At 58.3% G+C, this 18,613-nt stretch carries 15 protein-coding genes; 12 read left to right on the forward strand and 3 right to left on the reverse strand.

Annotated elements, in window-relative coordinates:
- Positions 1 to 27 precede the first annotated feature (27 nt).
- A complete protein-coding gene (locus tag C6Y62_RS13160) occupies positions 28 to 1,446 on the forward strand; it encodes a DUF1254 domain-containing protein (protein WP_173954291.1) in 1,419 nt (472 codons plus the stop codon).
- Between the two features lie 223 nt (positions 1,447 to 1,669).
- Entirely contained in the window at positions 1,670 to 2,470 is an 801-nt protein-coding gene (locus C6Y62_RS13165) for an HWE histidine kinase domain-containing protein (protein ID WP_198491398.1), read from the forward strand.
- Between the two features lie 142 nt (positions 2,471 to 2,612).
- Here C6Y62_RS13165 and C6Y62_RS13170 read toward each other — a convergent pair whose 3' ends face one another.
- Together C6Y62_RS13170 and C6Y62_RS13175 are read right to left on the reverse strand one after the other, a co-directional pair.
- Positions 2,613 to 2,807 carry a hypothetical protein gene (locus C6Y62_RS13170; RefSeq protein ID WP_210258063.1) on the reverse strand — a complete coding sequence of 65 codons (195 nt, stop codon included), beginning with the start codon at positions 2,805 to 2,807 and terminating at the stop codon, positions 2,613 to 2,615.
- Between the two features lie 65 nt (positions 2,808 to 2,872).
- Positions 2,873 to 3,505, reverse strand: coding sequence for a TetR/AcrR family transcriptional regulator (locus C6Y62_RS13175; protein WP_173954293.1), 633 nt, complete (start codon positions 3,503 to 3,505; stop codon positions 2,873 to 2,875).
- Between C6Y62_RS13175 and C6Y62_RS13180 the strand changes: the two genes are divergently transcribed.
- Complete coding sequence (locus C6Y62_RS13180) at positions 3,489 to 4,796, forward strand: efflux RND transporter periplasmic adaptor subunit (RefSeq protein WP_173954294.1); 1,308 nt, start codon at positions 3,489 to 3,491, stop codon at positions 4,794 to 4,796. The two genes, C6Y62_RS13175 and C6Y62_RS13180, sit on opposite strands and share 17 nt — an antisense overlap.
- A 15-nt stretch (positions 4,797 to 4,811) precedes the next feature.
- Positions 4,812 to 7,979, forward strand: a complete 3,168-nt coding sequence (locus tag C6Y62_RS13185) for an efflux RND transporter permease subunit (RefSeq protein ID WP_173954295.1) — start codon at positions 4,812 to 4,814, stop codon at positions 7,977 to 7,979.
- 762 nt (positions 7,980 to 8,741) lie between these two features.
- On the opposite strand, the gene C6Y62_RS13190 is transcribed toward C6Y62_RS13185, so the two are convergent.
- Positions 8,742 to 9,080, reverse strand: a complete 339-nt coding sequence (locus C6Y62_RS13190) for a hypothetical protein (RefSeq protein WP_173954296.1) — start codon at positions 9,078 to 9,080, stop codon at positions 8,742 to 8,744.
- 285 nt (positions 9,081 to 9,365) lie between these two features.
- Between C6Y62_RS13190 and C6Y62_RS13195 the strand changes: the two genes are divergently transcribed.
- From C6Y62_RS13195 to C6Y62_RS13230, 8 genes are all read left to right on the forward strand, one after another.
- Positions 9,366 to 10,319 carry a hypothetical protein gene (locus C6Y62_RS13195; RefSeq protein ID WP_338074478.1) on the forward strand — a complete coding sequence of 318 codons (954 nt, stop codon included), beginning with the start codon at positions 9,366 to 9,368 and terminating at the stop codon, positions 10,317 to 10,319.
- A 253-nt stretch (positions 10,320 to 10,572) separates the two neighbouring features.
- Complete coding sequence (locus C6Y62_RS13200; RefSeq protein WP_246274676.1) at positions 10,573 to 11,829, forward strand: porin family protein; 1,257 nt, start codon at positions 10,573 to 10,575, stop codon at positions 11,827 to 11,829.
- A 231-nt stretch (positions 11,830 to 12,060) separates the two neighbouring features.
- Entirely contained in the window at positions 12,061 to 12,606 is a 546-nt protein-coding gene (locus C6Y62_RS13205; RefSeq protein WP_173954298.1) for an NAD(P)H-dependent oxidoreductase, read from the forward strand.
- Between the two features lie 87 nt (positions 12,607 to 12,693).
- Positions 12,694 to 13,812, forward strand: coding sequence for a dimethylsulfone monooxygenase SfnG (gene sfnG / locus C6Y62_RS13210; RefSeq protein WP_173954299.1), 1,119 nt, complete (start codon positions 12,694 to 12,696; stop codon positions 13,810 to 13,812).
- A gap of 115 nt (positions 13,813 to 13,927) precedes the next feature.
- Positions 13,928 to 15,058 (forward strand): 3,4-dihydroxy-2-butanone-4-phosphate synthase, encoded by a 1,131-nt coding sequence (ribB, locus tag C6Y62_RS13215; protein WP_068459306.1) that lies wholly within the window; start codon positions 13,928 to 13,930, stop codon positions 15,056 to 15,058.
- A gap of 65 nt (positions 15,059 to 15,123) precedes the next feature.
- Positions 15,124 to 15,615 carry a flavin reductase family protein gene (locus C6Y62_RS13220; RefSeq protein WP_173954300.1) on the forward strand — a complete coding sequence of 164 codons (492 nt, stop codon included), beginning with the start codon at positions 15,124 to 15,126 and terminating at the stop codon, positions 15,613 to 15,615.
- A gap of 55 nt (positions 15,616 to 15,670) precedes the next feature.
- Positions 15,671 to 16,612 (forward strand): riboflavin biosynthesis protein RibF, encoded by a 942-nt coding sequence (gene ribF, locus C6Y62_RS13225; RefSeq protein ID WP_173954301.1) that lies wholly within the window; start codon positions 15,671 to 15,673, stop codon positions 16,610 to 16,612.
- Between the two features lie 409 nt (positions 16,613 to 17,021).
- Complete coding sequence (locus C6Y62_RS13230; protein WP_173954302.1) at positions 17,022 to 18,464, forward strand: LLM class flavin-dependent oxidoreductase; 1,443 nt, start codon at positions 17,022 to 17,024, stop codon at positions 18,462 to 18,464.
- Positions 18,465 to 18,613 lie beyond the last annotated feature (149 nt).

Genomic DNA, 18,613 nt, shown 5'->3' on the forward strand with positions numbered 1-18,613 from the left:
GACAACATCGGTGAGTGAGTAAAGTTTATGAAATTTGTAGGTATGTGGGCTCTGGCAAGCCGCACCTGTTGCGCGCCGTTAGCGACCACTGCCATTGCTGGCGCAACGCACTTCGAAGCCTTGGCCGATGCGCCATTTGTTGACGGCCGTCCCACCGCTGAAACGGCAGCCAAGCTGCAGCGTGAGCTCGCGTTCCAGCAGGCAACGCAGGCCTACCTCTGGGCTATGCCGCTCATAAACACTTTGGGCATGAAGTTCGGTTCCGACGCTGCGTTCGGCACCGGCTATAATGTGTTGCCGATCTGGAAGGATCGTCTCGATCCCAAGACGCTGGTGACCACGCCAAACTCTGACGTCATTTACGCGATGAGCTATGTCGATCTGAGCGAGACCGGTCCGCTGGTGTTCGATGCTCCGCCTGACATGCAGGGCATTCTGCTCGATTTCTGGCAGCGGCCTATCCCGGTTGATGGCGGCAAATATTTTGGCGACGTCGGTTTTGCAGGTCCAGATCACGGCAAGGGCGGAAAGTTTCTCATTCTTCCGCCGGGCTATGACGGAGATGTGCCTGAGGGCTATTTCGTCTATCGCTCCGGGACAAACAACGTCTTCATCTTCCTGCGCTCCTTCTTTAAGGATCCGAAGAATCTCGCACCGGCCGTTGAGCTGATTGAGCGGGCGCAGATCTATCCGTTGAATACTCCTCAGGCTGAACGCAAGCCGATGCAATTTCCTAACGCATCCGGCGTGCCTGCCAATATGTTGCCGCGCGATGACTTCTCTGCATTCGAGCAGATCAAGTGGCTTGTCGATCGCGAGGGCAAGCACCTGGCTAGCGCTGACGGGCTCGGCTTACTGGCAAACGTGGGGCTGATCGCGGGTAAGCCGTTCAACCCGGACGCTGCAACCAAGTCGGTTCTGAATGCGGCTGCGAAGACAGCCTACAAGACAAGTCGCGTTATTGGTTTGCAGGATGGCGTTGCGGGCGAAAGCTACAAGGTGTGGGCTGACCGCCAATGGATCAATCCGGTCAACAACGCCAAGTATCCCGGGCCGGAAAAGGCGTTGACGCTTCCATTCGAATACAAGGCTGGCGGACGCGTTTCGGTCGGGCGGTTCTCCAGAATGTTGGAGCGCGCGGTGCCGTTCAAAGAAACGCCGCCGGTCGATGGCTCCTGGTCGTTGTCGATCTATGACAAGAACCATCTGTTCAGCCCCAACAAGCTGCACCGCCATTCGCTCGGCACCAAGAATGCCGATCTGAAGCCGAACGACGACGGTTCGCTGACACTGCATGTCAGCGCGAAGCCGCCGAAGGATGCACTGGAGAGCAACTGGCTGCCGGCGCCCGATGGCGACTTCTCGCTCTACATCCGCGCGTACTGGGGCAAGGAACCGATCATCGACGGTTCATGGCAGCCGCCGGAAATCGCTACTGTCAAATAGTCCGCGTGGGACAAGGCGAGCTTTGCCTTCAATAGGACGTGATCCAACCCCGGCGATAAGATCGCCGGGGGCGTTATTTCCAGTGCACAGAGCTATGCTCAAACGTTTGTTTTCCTTTCGCGGGCTGCGCGTGCTTTTTCTTTAGTGCGCCCCGCTCGACAAGAGTGTGCCTTCCAGCGAATAGTGTTTTGCCGTTACAGAACGCTTGGCAGGAAACCCGTGTATGCGCCCGCCGTGGTCTGACACTGCTGTCGCCTATGCGAGTGCCTTGGGCTTTGTGCTTGTCGCAGCTCTGTTCAGGTTCGGACTCGCGCAGATCGATCCGAAAATCCTGATCTTTTCGACCTTTTATCCCGCTTTGCTTGCAAGCGCGATCATGTACGGTCGCGGGCCGGGAATTGCAGCGCTTGTGCTCAGCACCGTGCTAGGCCTCATCACCATGGAGGAGCAATCGAGTTGGTTTGCTGCAGTTGATGCTGCGCGAACGATCAACCTCGTACTGTTCCTTTTGTCCGGCGGAATACTCGTCTGGATTGGCAGCGCTTATCGCAACTCGCAGCAAAAATTGACGGCAGAGCAGGAGCGCCGCGCGCTGCTGTTGCGCGAACTCAATCATCGCAACAAGAACGCGACGACGGTTGCGCAGTCCATCGTTTCGCAAACGCTTAGAGCGGATCCGGAGACCGCCGCAGCCATTAACGGGCGGCTGGGTTCATTGTTTGCCACCAACGATCTGCTCACGCGTTCGGAAACCTATAGCGCATCGCTCGCCGATATACTCGATGAGGAGCTACGGCCTTTCATCGGGCACGCGATACTGCTGTCCGGGCCGCCGGTTCCGCTTGGTCAGAAAATCGCGCCATCGCTAGCGCTCATCCTGCATGAACTGATCACGAATGCGGCACCGTGCAATGGGAAGCAGGCGATAGGCTTCTCACCGTTCACTGGAGTGAGCACGGTGGTCCAAACATTGTTACTGCTCCGGAGAGCACAGGCTTTGGCACCAAGCTTATCCGTGGTGTGACCGCTGCACTTGGCGGCACGATTGACAAGAGTTGGCAGCCGTCAGGAATGAAGGCCACCCTGGTTGTGCCGTACTGCTGAAGCGTGCTCGCGATCTGGCGCATATGTGTTGCGGCTGCGACCGCCTGCGTAACGAGCCGTGATCATTTTATCAGGTTGCGAAGCCACAGTGCGATCGGCTCCCAGAACGCTGCCAGCCCAACAAGGGCAGCGATGACAAGCACGCTCACGGCCATCTGCACGACGCCGAAATTGGCAGCATCGGTAGATACAAACCATCCGGCGATCACCGCGGAGATGAAAAGTATCGGGCGGAGGAGCCAGGAGATGATGGGCATGGAATGCTCCAGATATATGGCAGCTGGTGCTGCGTGCTGGTGAGCCGGCTTCTGTGTCTACGTCGTTACCCGTTCGGTAAAATGAGCCTTAACGCGTTGTCGATGTGCTTCTGAAGCTTGTTACGCGAAAGGGGCCTTTCGCCCAACAGAGCCCGCAAGTGCAGATCGCCGACAATTGCGCCAAACAACATTGCGGCGGTATCCTCTACGTCTTTGCTAACGTTTTGATTGTGTGAGGTCTGAAACGCGCGCACCGCGTCGGTGAAGAAGCGCTTGCCTTGCCGGATTGTGCGCTCTCGGAACACGGCCGCCAGTTCAGGACAGTGCCTGGCTTCCGAGATGACCAGTCGCGTCATCTCAACGTGCAGTTGCGCGCGCTCGGCAATGGTTTGCAGGTGGTGCGTCAGATCTGCCCGTGTGGCGGCATTTTTCGCCACCAAAGCGCCTTCCGGATACAGCTCAACAAAGCTGATCAGCGCGGAGAAAATGGCCCGTTTGTCAGGGAAGAAACTGTAGACGGTCTTCTTGGACATTGCCGCCGCGCGGGCAATTTCTTCCATCGTCGCGGCGCCGTAGCCGATGTTCGTAAAAACGCCTTCTGCCGCCGTCAGAATAGCCGCACGACGATCGCTTTCGCTGAGCGCGAGGGGGCGCCCGGGGTGGCGCGTTGTCACGGCGGAGGTGTTTATCTTCTTCATGTGTCTTGACAATAGGAAACGATATCGTTTCTTAAATGGTATGTCCGGCGTGCGTTTTGCGCAAGTGGGAACACGTAGCGGCCAAAGCATCGCGCCGTTCGAGGGAAGGAAGTTGAACGTGAGACAACTGAGCCGGGCAGTCTCGAACGTGGCCAGAGCGAAAAGGTACGGGCATCGTCCTGTCGCGATGATGCTGGCGTTTGCTTTCCTGAGCGGTGGGAGCGGTATGGTGCGCGCCCAAAGTCCCGCTGCCGCTCCCGCGCCAAGTGTCATTGTCGAAACGCTGCAGATGCGCGACGCCATCGACGAAGCGACATACATCGGGCGCGTTCAGGCGATCGACAAAGTGAACATCAGGGCGCGTGTTGATGGGTTTATCGCCGCCCGTGGCTTTGAGGAAGGCGCGGAGGTCAAAGAGGGGCAGCTTCTGTTCGCCCTCGAGAATGCACCATATGAGGCGGCTCTAGCCCTCGCAAAAGCTAATCTCGCCAACGCGGTCGCAGTGCAGGAGCTCGCGCGAGCTACCTACAACCGAACCAAGCCGCTGGCTGATCGCGGCACCTCTTCGCAGGCGGCTCTGGACGATGCCCACTCGAAGCTGGCGCAGGCAAGTGCAACGGTTGAAGCGCAGCAGGCGGCGGTAAAGCAGGCGGAGCTCAACCTCAGTTATACCGAGATCCGTGCGCCTATGGATGGTCGCACCGGTCGCGCTACATATTCGATCGGCGAATATGTCGGAGCATCAAGCAATCCGCTTGTTACGCTGGTTCGACAGGATCCGATGTACGTAGCGTTTCCTGTTCCGATGCGTGTGCTGCTTGAAGTGCGCCGGGAAGGACGCTCTGCCGACAATGTTCTTGTGCGTCTGAAGCTGCCCGACGGCAGTGCCTATTCGCATGATGGGTCCATCAAGTTTTCCGAGGTTCAGGGCAACGCAGGCACCGACACAATTACGGTGCGAGCGGCGTTCCCCAATCCGGACAGATTGCTCGTCGATCAGCAGATCGTCGGCGTCAGCGTTCTGGCAAAAGAGCCGGAGCTCAAGCTCATGATGTCGCAAGCGGCGTTGCTACTCGATCAGCAGGGCGCGTACGTTTTGCTTGTCACGCCAGATAACAAGGTCGAAACGCGGCGTGTTGAAGTGGGGGAGCAGCGCGGGCCCCACATCGTTGTCAAAAGCGGGCTGGCGGCCGGGGATCGGGTCATCACCAGCGGACATCAGAAAGTTCGCCCTGGGATCGACGTCGATCCCAGTGAATCGAAGGACGCTGCTGACGCGGCCAAGGGCTAAGAACAGGACGGCATCATGATTTTCGACGTCTTTATTCGCCGTCCGCGACTGGCGATGGTGATATCCATCGTTCTGACATTGGCTGGACTGATCGCGACGCAGACAATTCCGGTCGCGCAGTATCCCGAGATCGCACCTCCTACTGTTCGTGTCAGCGCTTCCTATCCCGGAGCGGACGCGATAACGGTCGAAGAGAGCATCGCACAGCCGCTCGAAAACGCCATCAACGGCGTAACGGGTATGCAGTACATGAAGTCGACGTCGGCCAACGACGGATCGTATTCGATTACGGTTTCGTTTTTGCTCGGCACCGATCCCGACATCAATACGGTCAACGTGCAAAACCGCGCGAACCTCGCCACAGCAAAGCTGCCGGAAGAGGTGCGCCGCACCGGTTTGACCATTGCGAAGGTCTCAACCGACCTTCTGCAGGTGTTTCTGTTCTACTCGCCCAATGGCGATAAGGATCAGTTGTTCCTGTCTAACTTTGTTACCCTCAATATTCTGGATGAGCTGAAGCGCGTGCCCGGCGTTGGCGATGCGTCGATCTTTGGTGCGCGCGACTATGCGATGCGGGTTTGGATCGATCCGCAGAAGCTGGCGAACTTCGGCCTCACCGCACAGGATGTGATCCAGGCTATTCAGTCGCAGAACCTGCAGGCGGCGGCGGGCCGTGTCGGCGCTGCACCGCTGTCGGACGATCAGCGTTTGCAGCTGACCGTGACCACCAAGGGGCGTCTGTCCACGACCGAGGAGTTCGGCAACATTGTCGTGCGCTCGGGTGGCGATGGCTCGTTCGTGCGCGTCAATGACGTGGCGCGGATCGAGCTTGAGGCGGCGTCGTTCGACACCGAAGCGCGCTACGAAGGTAAGCCCGCCGCGCCGGTGGCCATTTACCTGTCGCCCGGTGCCAATGCCGTCAACGTCGCGACGGCTGTTTCCAAGCGGCTAGAGCAGCTTCAGGAGCGCTTTCCGGAAGGTGTTGAGTTTGCGTACGTATACAACACGGCAGAGTTCGTGTCGGCGATGATCGATAAGGTCATCCATACGCTGATCGAAGCGTTTGCGCTCGTTGCGCTCGTCGTGTTCATTTTCCTTGGCCGATTGCGGCCGACGTTCATTCCGCTGCTCGCGGTCCCGGTGGCCATCATCGGTACGTTTGCGATTCTGCTGGCGGCAGGGTTCTCGGCCAACACAATTTCATTGCTGGCGCTTGTGCTGGCCATCGGCATCGTTGTCGACGACGCCATCATCGTCGTTGAGAACGTTGAGCGCGTGATGCACGAGGAGCCGCATCTCTCGCCTGCCGACGCCACGCGTAAGGCGATGGCGGAAATTGCCGGACCGGTGATCGCGATCACGCTGGTGCTGCTGTCGGTCTTCGTGCCGGTCGCGTTCCTTGCCGGATCATCCGGCGTTCTGTTCCGACAGTTTGCCATCACCATTTCAGCTGCGATGGTGATCTCGGCGATCAATGCGCTGACGCTCGCGCCGGCGCTGTGCTCCATCATGCTGAAGCCGGGTCATCCTGTCGGCGTGATGAAGCATATAACGCGCGCCATCGACGGCGTAGCGAATGGCTATGCCGTGGTCGTGCGCCGTCTCGTTGCCGTCTCGATGGCGAGCATCGTAGCCGTCGCAGCAATTGGCGGTGCAACCTACTGGCTGCTGCTGCACACGCCATCGGGCTTTCTGCCGGATGAGGACAAGGGCTTCGTGATCGGCGTGATAACGCTACCGGCCGGTGCGTCGCTCAATCGGACGTCGGAAGCCGCGCAGAAGGCCGAGGCAATCGTTCGCGCCGATCCGGCGGTTGACGGCGTGACGAGTATTCTTGGCATCGACTTCCTCGGCGGCGGCGCAGCTTCCAACGCCGGCGTGATGTTCATTCGCCTGAAACCCTACGAGGAGCGGACTGCAAGCACGATGCATTCGACGGCGGTTGCTGCACGTCTGATGGGTGCATTCTCGGTCATACCGGATGGCACAGTCATGGCGGTCAACCCGCCGGCAATATCCGGTCTCGGACAGGTCGGCGGCTTCGAGTATGTACTTGAAGCGCTGCAGGGCCAGACGCCGCCAGAGATGGCTGCTGCGATGCGCGGGTTGGTTGTTGCTGCCAACCAGAAGCCGGAACTTCGTGCGGTGTTCTCGACGTTTGAAGCCGAAACGCCGCTCGTTCGCCTTGATATTGACCGCGACAAGACCCGCACTCTCAACATATCGTTGTCCGATGTGTTTGCCGCGCTGCAGGCGACGCTGGGCGGCTATTACGTCAACGACTTCAACCTTTATGGACGCACGTGGACGGTGCGGATGCAGGCCGAGCAGCAGTTCCGCAGCAGCGTCGAAGATATTTCCGCCATCTATGTCCGCAACAGTGCGGGCGAGATGACGCCGCTGTCAGCTATTGCCGATGTGCGGCTGGATGTCGGACCGCGCACGTTGACGCGCTACAACAATTATCGCGCGATTTCGATCAACGGCGGGCCTGGTCCCGGGCGAGGACCGGGCGAAGCGATTGATGCCATGCAGGCGGTGTCGGCCGAAACGCTGCCCGCGGGCTACGCGTACGAATGGACGGGGCAGGCGCGAGAGCAGATCGATTCCGCCGGGCAGACGGTTATCGTGCTCGGGCTTGCGGTGCTGTTCGCCTATCTCTTTCTCGTGGCGCTCTACGAAAGCTGGATGATCCCCATACCGGTGCTGCTGTCGGTGATCGTTTCGCTGCTCGGCGCGGTTGCTGCACTGTGGGCGCTGGGGATGAGCTTCACGCTCTACGCACAGATCGGGCTCGTGGTGCTCGTTGCGTTGGCGGCCAAGAACGCCATTCTGATTGTCGCGTTTTCAATCGAACGTCGGGCTGCGGGTGAATCGGTGATCGAGTCCGCGATTGAAGGCGCGCGACTACGGTTCAGGCCAGTCATGATGACCAGCTTTGCATTCATCATGGGGCTTGTACCGCTGGTGATAGCCAATGGCCCTGGTGCCGACAGCATGATTGCCGTCGGCGTGCCTGTGCTGGCGGGTATGCTTGCGGCGTCGGCGTTTGGCATCTTCCTGATCCCGATGCTGTATGTCGTGTTCCAACGGTTGCAGGAAGGGCGCGCGGTGCGTAACGGCACCAATGCCGATGGCAGCGGCACTGCTATCGACGTGCAATCGACATCCAGTTCGGGGTGATGGCCAGCAAATTGGCCTGAACAGGCGGTGAGGTCGGTCATAGGGGGCGCTTCTAGCCGAGGAAGCGCTGATGTCTGTGGCTATCGCCATGCGCAAAGCGTGTGCATGCCTTCGCGGGCCAGGCGAACCGCTAACGGATGACGTGCATTGGTGTGATGCTTGATTGCTCTGGTCGATAACAAAGCGCGCAAGGTGCTGCATAAATCGCAGTAGACAGGCGCGAATCAGCCCCAAGATATATTGAGCACGGAAGATGCTGCGATGGATGCATCGTCTGGGCGTCCGGCGCTGATGGCGTTTTTATGCAGGCATGAATTTTCAAGCTTATGTCCGGCAACGTGACTAAGTCGGCTTGTGCTGCCGGTATCCGATTATTTTACGGGGTGCCATGTCAAACTGGAAGCCTGTGCGCCAGTGGGGGCTGACTGCGGGCCGCGCCACAGGGCTGACCGTTAAGGCGCTCGACGCATCCGTGCATTGTGCTTGAGCATGATCGGACCATCTGTGCTGACGCAACACTACGGACGCTATTGAAGGCTGAACGTTTCCGGCTGTCGCGCGGTTCTGTGCTTGTTTAAGGCTGCGGAGGCTTAGCGGGTTCGGGTCGTGTTTTGACGGCCGTGGGGGCCCGCACGCAGCCTGTCGCTGCACTTTGGCTAAGCTGCTGGATGCGGTCGAGGTCGGTAGAAGTAGGCGTCAGGTGCGCAAATTAGTGCCGTCAGCAGGACCCACCTGCCGGGTGGTCCGATTCTTCAAAATTCTTCAATTTTTCACCGACGCGTCGATCCCGGTTCGAGTATTGCACGGCATTTCTTGCGTCGTATTGCAGTTGCTCAGCATGTGGCATAGCTGGGCTTGTTGGCGCCCGCTTACTGGCTTTTGCCTCACCCAACCCGCCTCGATGGCGCTATTCGCCGGTGCAATAAAACCGTGGTTTTGGGCTTGAAAAGCCCCGCAGTTTTTATTGGTGCGCCGCAACCATTTCAATGGTGTCGAATAAAGCATTTCATTGCGCTGTATCGCAATGAATACAGCGCAAAAAACGCCCTGACCCTTCACGGAAGATCTCGAAAACACGTCGTCTTCGAGATCCTCTTGCATTGGACTTTTGCATGATGTACCGGTCGATACAGGAGGAGACCGATCGGTACAAATACAATCCGTCGACGGCGAGCCTTGTTTCCCTGTCGCCGTCAGGCGGACGTGCCGTTCAATAAAAACAAGTTCCGTAACTCGAGAACGAATAACAGCAAAAGCCCTAAAGGGGGGGGAATGACAAAACCAGTGCCGGTGCCAGTGGCACCGTTTCGGGCCAATGAAGCGATACGCGGATTTGCCTGGATCTATGGACTTTCAATAGTTTCCTGTTTTCTCGTGAATTGGTGGGTGATCAAAAACCCGATCGGACCATGGCAGGGCGAGGAAATCCTGAAATCCTTCTGGCTCGACAACGTGAGCTGGCAGATTTTCTCGGCTTGGTGGGCGTGCTTCTTCGCTTGCGTTGGTTTCTGGCCGTTTGGCGGCATCTCGAACAAGCTCACGCGGGGCATAGTCGTCGTCGCTGCGTCGTGGATCCTGGGTTGGTGGAGCGCGAAGCTGATCTTCCTGATTGGCCCTGGCGCTGACGGAATTTTCCCGCTTGTGGGCACGACGTGGTTCCTGCTGGCATTCTTCTGCTTCGCTGGCGGTGGGTTCCTGTTGTCCAAACTGCCACCGCATCGACAGTTCTTCCTTTATCTGATCCTGTTCACCGGCCTGACGTATCTGATCACGCATTCGGCGGTGAAGTGGGTACCAGCCTGGTGGTTCCCGTTCCTGCTTGTCGGTCTTGGAACCGGTACGCTCACATATCTTACGCGCGGTGTGTCTCAGCCAGGTCGTGCGGTTGTGATCATGGCGACACTGTTTGCGATGGCTGCGCTTTGCTTCCAGATTTCGGGCGCTGCGGGCCTGTGGGAGTTCGATAAGTCGCCAATCTCGTCGTTCTGGTCGATGGGCCATTTCACCGACGACAGCTTCTGGCTGCTCTGCTTCTTCACGGCGACATCGATCAACTATGCGATGCCGATCATCACCCACAACTGGCCGTTTTCGAAGATTGCCATGCCGTGGGGAGGGTTGCTGTCGTGCGCCTTCTATCTGGTGCTGGACGTTGTCGTTGCGAGCTTGCTGTTCAAGATGATCGGGCCGGTTTTCTCCAGCATGGAGGAGCTGCTGACCTACGCTTACATGGGCGTGAATTGGTCTCTGGTGATCCCGCTCGTGTTCGGCATCGGTTTGACTGAACCATACCTCTGGACCGGCCAGAAAACGCCGGGCGATTGGGACGACGTTGCTTGAGCCTTTCCTCCCTCAAGTCGCGCCCAGGAGCACCCGATGCAAATTGCATCGGGTGTTCTACGGGGCTGACAGCCGCGATTGCGCGGCACAAGGGAATAGATGGGTTAACGATCTTTAAGATTGCGACCGATCGAGGCTTTTTTGCACTAGGTGTGTACTGAGTGGTCAGTATAGCGTCGCAAGAATCGAAGATTCGATGGGGAAAAAAATGACACTAATGGGGAAAACCCGAGCGGCGTTGATCGCAGGTGCCTTGTCTTGTGCGTGTTTCGTTGCCCCGGCTGGGGCTGCGGATTTAGGAGGTAACTGCTGCGCCGATCTCGAAGAGCGTATTGCCGAGCTGGAAGCAACGACGGCGAAAAAGGGAAATCGCCGCGTATCGCTGAAGTTGTCCGGCTGGGTTGCTGAGCAGATCGTCTATTGGGATGATGGCGTCGAATCCAACGTCTACATGACCGGACTGGGCACCGCGTTCGCTAGTAACTTCAACTTCACCGGCGAAGCGAAAATTACTGAAGATGTTTCGGCCGGCTATGTGCTGCATGTTGAGGTAATCACCAACGACGTTTACACGACCAATCAAAACCGACCGCGCGGCCCTGGGCTCACCGGATCGGCAAACTCGCTGCAGCTTCTGTACTCTTACTGGTATTTGAAGAGCGAGCGTCTCGGCAAGCTGAGCGTTGGTCTACAGTCACCTGCTGACGATAACGCGATCGTATCGCTCGACCAATCTGGATCGCTCGTTGCGGCATATTGGGTTGCGTACGACGTGTTCGGCTTCAACGTGCGCGGAAACTTCGCGCCTGGTAACTCCATGATCTGGGGTAACGCGGTTTCGTGCCGTGGCTGGGGCGGTGGTCCAGGCGACTGCGACGGTCTCCCGCGGGATGTCGTGCGCTACGATTCACCAGCTTACGGTGGCTTCTCGTTCTCAGCCTCGTGGGGCGAGGACGATGCGTGGGCCATTGCGGCACGCCATTTCAACACGCTCGGAGACTGGAAAGTCAACGCCATCGCAACCTACGGCGAGACCATGGACTCTGCGCACGGCGCGCCGTGGAACGGCAAGCTGAAGTACACGCAGGCCGGTCTTTACCTGCAGAACATGCCTACGGGTCTGTTTGCAATCGGCGGCTTCGGTCACCTCGACCAGTCGCAGACGCCGAACGCAATGAACAACCCCAGCACCAACACCTATTACGTGAAGGCCGGTCTGCGTCGGACCTGGACGGAGCTTGGTGCAACCATTCCTTATGGTGAGTATCTGCTCGGTACTGACGGCGCCATGATGGTCAACGACAACGGCACGCCGCTGAACGTTGCTGACGACGTCTCATGGGTCGTTGACGGCTCGAAGGCTCAGTTCTGGGGCGTTGGCGTCGTGCAGGAAATCGATGCTGCTGCCATGTCCATGTGGCTGCGCTATCGCAACCACTCCGTAGACGTGCCCGGCGTTAACACGAAGGACATGTCAACGTTCGCATTCGGTGCGTTCATCAACTTCTAACTGGCAAAGCTGTGCTCCCTGACTTGGCCCGAGACCTGCGTGCTCGGGCCAATTTTTTTAGAGCTGTAAAAAAACGCGAAGATAAATGCGCAAAATGCACGTTTGAGTAATCGCGCAGCCGCGAAGCACGCGATCATTGCTTGCGTAAGCAGACTTTTGGTCGCATGATGGACCGATCGATACAATCGATAGGCTTAAAAAAAATAACAAGCCGAACACGAGGAAACGCCGATGCTTACTGTGGTGACCATCAACGGTAGCCCTACCAAACCATCCCGCACGGGCATATTGATTGACGCCGTCGCTACTGCGGTGTCCGGCAGAATGTCCTGCACGCGGGAATCTATCTCTATTTCGGATGATGCGCACGAATTCATGTGTGGTCTTACGCGTCCGGAAGTAACTGCGCGGGGCGAGAAGCTGCTCCAGATGACCGAACGGGCCGATCTGCTCATTCTCGGCACGCCGGTCTATCGCGCCACTTATACGGGCGTCTTCAAGCACTTCTTCGACCTGGTCGATCGCGATGCGATGCGTGATCGGAAGGCTGTGCTTTGCGCAACCGGCGGCTCGCCCCTTCATGGCCTGATGCTTGAGCATCAGATGCGGCCGCTGATGGGCTTTTTCTCGATGCAAACCATAACCACGGGTTTGTTTGGACTGACCGACGATTTCGCCGATGGTCGCGTCGTAAGCCCTGATCTCAATAAGCGGATTGAGCGCGTCGCTAACGAAGTCGTCGCCGCATTCGCACCGGTCCGAGCGCTGGCGAGCTAAAACCAAGGTGCGCGGCGCAGGTGCGTGACGCACCACGCGCCCACCTATTTGAGACAGATGCAAATGCCTTATGCGGAATTGCCTAGCATGGCCAAGCCGTTCAGAAAACAACCGACGAAATTCGCTCTTTGGGTGCCCAATGTGAGCGGTGGACTGGTGGTTAGTAAAGTTCCGCAGCGTACGGACTGGGGGCTTGACTACAACACCAAGCTCGTGCGGATCGCCGAGGATGGCGGGTTTGAATACGCCCTGACCCAGATCCGGTTTAGCGGCAACTACGGCGCCGAATATCAGCACGACTCACTGATACTTTCTGCGGCGCTGCTTGCCAACACCTCGCGCATCAACATCATCAGCGCGATCATTCCAGGCATTTTCCACCCGGTTGTTGTTGCCAAGCATGGCGCGACTGCGGATCAGATCTTTAATGGTCGCTGGGCCATTCACGTCGCGACGGGTTGGTTCCGGCGCGAGTTCGATGCGCTGGGTGTTGAATGGCTTGAGCACGATGAGCGTTATGTGCGCTCCCGCGAGTTCGTCGAGATCTTGCGCGGTGTCTGGTCGGAAGATAACTTCGACTACGACGGCAAATACTGGAAAATCAGCGATTATTCGCTGAAGCCAAAGCCTCTCACAATCCCTGATCGACTGATGCCGGAAATTTTCCAGGGCGGTAATTCGATTGCAGCCCAGAAGATGGCCGCTGACGTTTCTGACTGGTACTTCATGAACGGCAATACGCTGGATGAGCATGAAGGCCAGATTGACTTTGTCAGCAAGCGCGCGGCGGCAATCGGCAGGCGCGTGCGCTTCGGCGTCAACGCGTTTGTGATTGCACGCGAGACTGAAGCTGAGGCCAATGCCGAGCTGGAGCGGATCATCGCTGGCGCAGATATCGCGGCGGTCGACAAGTTCCGCGATGCTGTGCGCGAAGCCGGACAGGCGACCAAAGAAAAGATCGGGATGTGGGTGGATTCCACCGATCGCGATCTCGTTCAGTACAACGACGGCTTCCGCACCAACCTGATTGGAACGCCGGAACAGATCGCCGAGCGTATCGTCAATCTTCGCAAGATCGGCGTTGATCTCGTCCTTTGCTGCTTCCTGCACTGTCACGAAGAGGCGCGCTTCTTCGGTGAGCGGGTAATCCCTCTCGTGCGCGAGATGGAGCAGGCGGATCCGATGTGCAGATTTACGGTCATCTAACCGCAAGCAAACGGGAATGTCGGGGTTGATAAGCAGCGACCATTAATCAAAGCGATATGATCAGGGCAGCGATAACAAACAAGCCAAATGCCCGGTTCGACGAGGAAACGCAGTCATGAATTTCATGGCCAGTCATCAGCACGGGGAACAAATCAGTTCCGCGGAAGAAATAATTGAGGAGGCCAGGGCGGGGCGTTGCTTTATTCTCGTTGACGACGAAAGTCGTGAGAATGAAGGCGACATTGTCATTCCGGCACAGTTCGCCACGCGGGACGTGGTGAACTTCATGGCGCGCTATGCGCGTGGTTTGATTTGCCTGGCGCTGACGCCACAGCGCGTCTCTCATCTGAAGCTGAGCGCGATGGCGCAAAGCAACGATGCGGGATTGCAGACGGCGTTTACGCTTTCGATCGAGGCACGCACGGGCGTGACGACCGGAATATCGGCGGCTGACCGCGCGCGAACTATCGCAGTGGCCATCAACCCGGAAAGTCGCCCCGACGACATCGTTACGCCAGGACACATCTTTCCGTTGATCGCCCGGGAGGGTGGCACGCTGGTTCGCGCCGGTCACACGGAAGCGGCGGTGGATGTTTCGCGCATCGCTGGGCTCAATCCGTCGGGTGTGATCTGCGAGGTGATGAACGAAGACGGATCGATGGCGCGATTGCCTGATTTGCTGAAGTTCGCGCGTCAGCACAACATGAAGCTGGGCACGATCGCGGACCTGATCGCGTATCGCCTGCGCAACGAGCGACTGGTGAAGCCGGTTGCCTGGTCATGGATCCATCACCCCAGCTTTGGCGAATGGCGTCTGGTGGTCTATCGCGACACCGTCGAAGGTGGCGAACACGTGGTGCTGATCAAAGGTGAAGTCGACGCACGCGTTGAGGATGCCGATCCCGAGCCGGTCGCGGTTTGCCTGCATCGATCCGATTTCATCAGCGACGTCATTCTTGCCCGAGAGGGTGATGGGCTGCACAGCGCGATGTTCAAGATCATGCGTCGCGGGCGGGGCGTGATCGTGATGGTCAACGACAGCCGCACGAATGCACTCTCAAATCGTATTCGCAACCTGAGCCCGCATTCCCGTCCCGACCCGCAGTTTCGCGAGTATGGCATCGGCGCTCAGATCCTGGTCGATATCGGCGTGCGGGAGATGGTTTTGCTGTCCGGGCGTGAGCAAACGCTGGTCGGCATCGAAGGATACGGTCTCACCGTCGTTGAACAAGAGCCGCTCAGCTAATCGGCTCAAAGGGGGAAACAAACAACATGTCCTGGACATCATCAGTGAGTTCGAAAGTGATGAAAATGTTCTCTTCAAACAGCTCTGTCGATTCGGATGCATTCCGCTCGGTGATGCGGCAGCTCGCCGGTTGCGTGACGGTTATTACAACTGAAGGCGATGGCAAGCTGCATGGTTTCACCGCCACGGCTGTGTGCAGTGTATGCGCGGAGCCGCCGTCAGTTTTGATCGCGGTAAACCAGACTGCGCGTACGCATCCGCATATCGACAAGAAAGATGCGTTTGCGATCAACATTCTGTCTGAAGATCAAAAGCCACTAGCCGACCACTTCGCGACCAAGGGTGACGATCAGTTCGACACGGTTGAATATGCGCTCGGCCACACCGGCGTGCCGCTGCTGAAGGGTGCGGCGGCGCATCTCGAATGCGAAGTCTATCAGAAGATTCCGATCGGCACGCACACGCTGTTCGTTGGCCGCGTGATCAACACCGGGCAGGAGCGTCGCGCACCGCTGGTTTATTACAACGCCCGCTACGGCCTGATCGAACAAATCTGATCTGTTCGCCATTCCCACACCCCCCGATTGCAACGAACGACGGCGCAGAAAAGACATGCTGCAGACCTTGACGATGGACGGCCGAGAGGCCGGCACCTGGCGCTTCAGTGAGCTTTCAACCAAAGGACGCCACCTTTTGGGCGGTCATGTGGTTGTCAGTTCGTTTGATGGTTTTCATCGTGGCCATCAGGCACTGATGCACCATGCAAAGCAGGTGTCTGCAGCGGACGGCAGCCCTGTCGTTGCGCTGTTGTTCGATGCAGCGAGCGATGATGCGCGCACACCGTTGGCGCAGGGCGAGGAAGTTGCCCGGCGTCTGAGGCTGCAGGGTGGCGCGAACGTCGTTGCTCTCGGGTTCGCATCGAATGCAAGCTGGTTGGAATGCCAGGCCTTATGTGAACTGCTGCGTGAGTTTGCACCGAAGTCTATCACTGTCGGTGCAAACTTCCGCTTCGGTCCGAAGTCGTCCATCGGTTCGCAGGTGCTGGCGTCGATGGCGCGGTCGTTTGCGATATCGACCACGGTCATGGAGACGGTGGCCTGCGAGGAGTGCGGTCCGATCACCGCCGCGAATATCCGGCAGCATCTGGCGGCGGGCGACATTCAGGCGGCGAACAGGCTGTTGGGGCGCAACTGGACGATCGAAGGCCCGGTTGTGCATGGCTATAAGCGCGGCCGTGAGCTTGGTTTCCCGACCGCAAACGTGCAGCCCCTGCACCGGCTCGATCTTGCGCATGCGATTTATGCGGTGCGTGTTTATGCCGGTGAGCGCGTGCTTGATGGCGTCGCTTGCTACGGTACGCGTCCGCAGTTTGACGATGGCGCGCCTGCACTTGAGGTGCACATTCTCGACTTCGCGGGCGATCTCTATGGCCAGCGGTTGCGAGTCGAATTTGTCGCCCATCAGCGGCCGGAGCTTAAATTCTCATGCGTGGATGATCTGGTGCGGCAGATGGAAATTGACCGGGCAGAAGCCCGCGAGCTTTTGGCTGCATAAGTAACGGCCAGTCAGATCCGCCGCTTTGGTTTGGCGACGCCCTTTTTTTGGGCGTTAGAGTAAATAATCCGCACGCAGCGCAATAAATGTACCGCTGGGTCCAAAACGACCCGGCGCGTCTGCATGTGCGTAATCGGCATTGCACATTAATAGGTGTTTTTCGGCGTTTTTTGAAGTTTACATGCTTGCAAAAACTCCGCCCCTGGATAAATGTATCGGTCGGTACAGGTTGACGTGCGTTTGCTGGCACTCAACGGCAGGAGGGTACCGCCTGCGGATAATTGCGGAACGCTGTTTCGGTCAGAACCCGCGCAAGCGCGTCTTTGGGGCTGGAAGGGGAGCCGCTTCGAAAGGAAAGCGCCTTTTGGGAAATCGGCGCCCACCTCAATAAACGTAAACGAGGAAACGCATGAAAAAGAGAATTGTTCTGAACGCCTTCGACATGACCTGCGTCAGCCATCAGTCGGCCGGCACGTGGCGTCATCCGTCCAGCCAGGCGGCGCGCTATAACGATCTTGAATACTGGACCAACATGGCGATGGAGCTGGAGCGCGGTTGCTTCGACTGTCTCTTCATCGCTGACGTGGTTGGTGTTTACGACGTGTACCGCGGTTCGGCCGAGATGGCGCTGCGCGACGCCGATCAGGTTCCCGTCAACGATCCGTTCGGTGCGATTTCCGCGATGGCTGCCGTTACCGAGCATGTCGGCTTCGGTGTGACCGCTGCTATCACGTTCGAGCAGCCCTATCTGCTGGCGCGCCGTCTGTCGACGCTTGACCATCTCACCAAGGGCCGCGTGGCCTGGAATGTTGTTTCGTCCTACCTGAACAGCGCCGCGCTCAACATCGGCATGGATCAGCAGCTCGCACACGACGAGCGCTACGAGATGGCCGATGAGTACATGGAAGTCATGTACAAGCTGTGGGAAGGATCCTGGGAAGACGACGCCGTCAAGCGCGACAAGAAGAGCGGCGTGTTCACGGACGGCAGCAAGGTCCACCCGATCAATCACCAGGGCAAGTACTACAAGGTGCCGGGCTTCCACATCTGCGAGCCGTCACCGCAGCGTACGCCTGTTATCTTCCAGGCCGGTGCTTCCGGTCATGGCCGTAAGTTCGCCGCCAGCAACGCTGAAGGCATGTTCATTCTGACGACCAGCGTCGAGCAGGCCCGTCAGATCACCACGGACATCCGCAATCAGGCTGAAGCTGCCGGTCGTTCGCGCGACTCGATCAAGATCTTCATGCTGCTGACGGTCATCACCGGTGACAGCGACGAAGCTGCTGAGGCGAAGTATCAGGAATACCTGTCCTACGCCAATCCGGAAGGCATGCTTGCACTTTACGGCGGCTGGACCGGCATCGACTTCGCGAAGCTTGATCCCGATGAGCCGCTGCAGGCGATGGAGAACGACAGCCTTCGCACCACGCTTGAGTCGCTCACGCACGGTGAGAACGCCAAGAAGTGGACCGTTCGCGACGTTATCCGTGAGCGTTGCATCGGCGGTCTGGGTCCGGTGCTGGTCGGCGGTCCGCAGAAGGTTGCTGACGAACTGGAGCGTTGGGTCGACGAAGGCGGCGTGGACGGTTTCAACCTGGCTTACGCAGTGACGCCGGGTTCGGTCACCGACTTCATCGACTACATCGTTCCTGAACTGCGCAAGCGTGGTCGCGCTCAGGATTCCTACAAGCCGGGCTCGCTGCGTCGCAAGCTCATCGGCACCAACGACGGTCGCGTCGAGAGCACCCATCCGGCTGCTCAGTATCGCGATGCGTATGTTGGCAAGGAAAGCGTCGCCGACCGCACGCAGCCGTCGCCGTTCGCCAACGCCAAGGCGCCGGTGGCTGAGTAACGCCAGCGGGATGCTCTGGAGCGAGATGGATGGGAGGGGAACGCGGCTGCCAAGTCGCCTTTTCCCTCTCGCTTCAAATCCCGTAGGGGCGCGGCTGTCGTTCTGACGCCGATGGCCGCGCCCGCATTATCCCGCACGCGCATGCTGAA

Origin of the sequence: Hyphomicrobium sulfonivorans (assembly GCF_013306565.1) — a bacterium.
Taxonomy (GTDB): domain Bacteria; phylum Pseudomonadota; class Alphaproteobacteria; order Rhizobiales; family Hyphomicrobiaceae; genus Hyphomicrobium_A; species Hyphomicrobium_A sulfonivorans.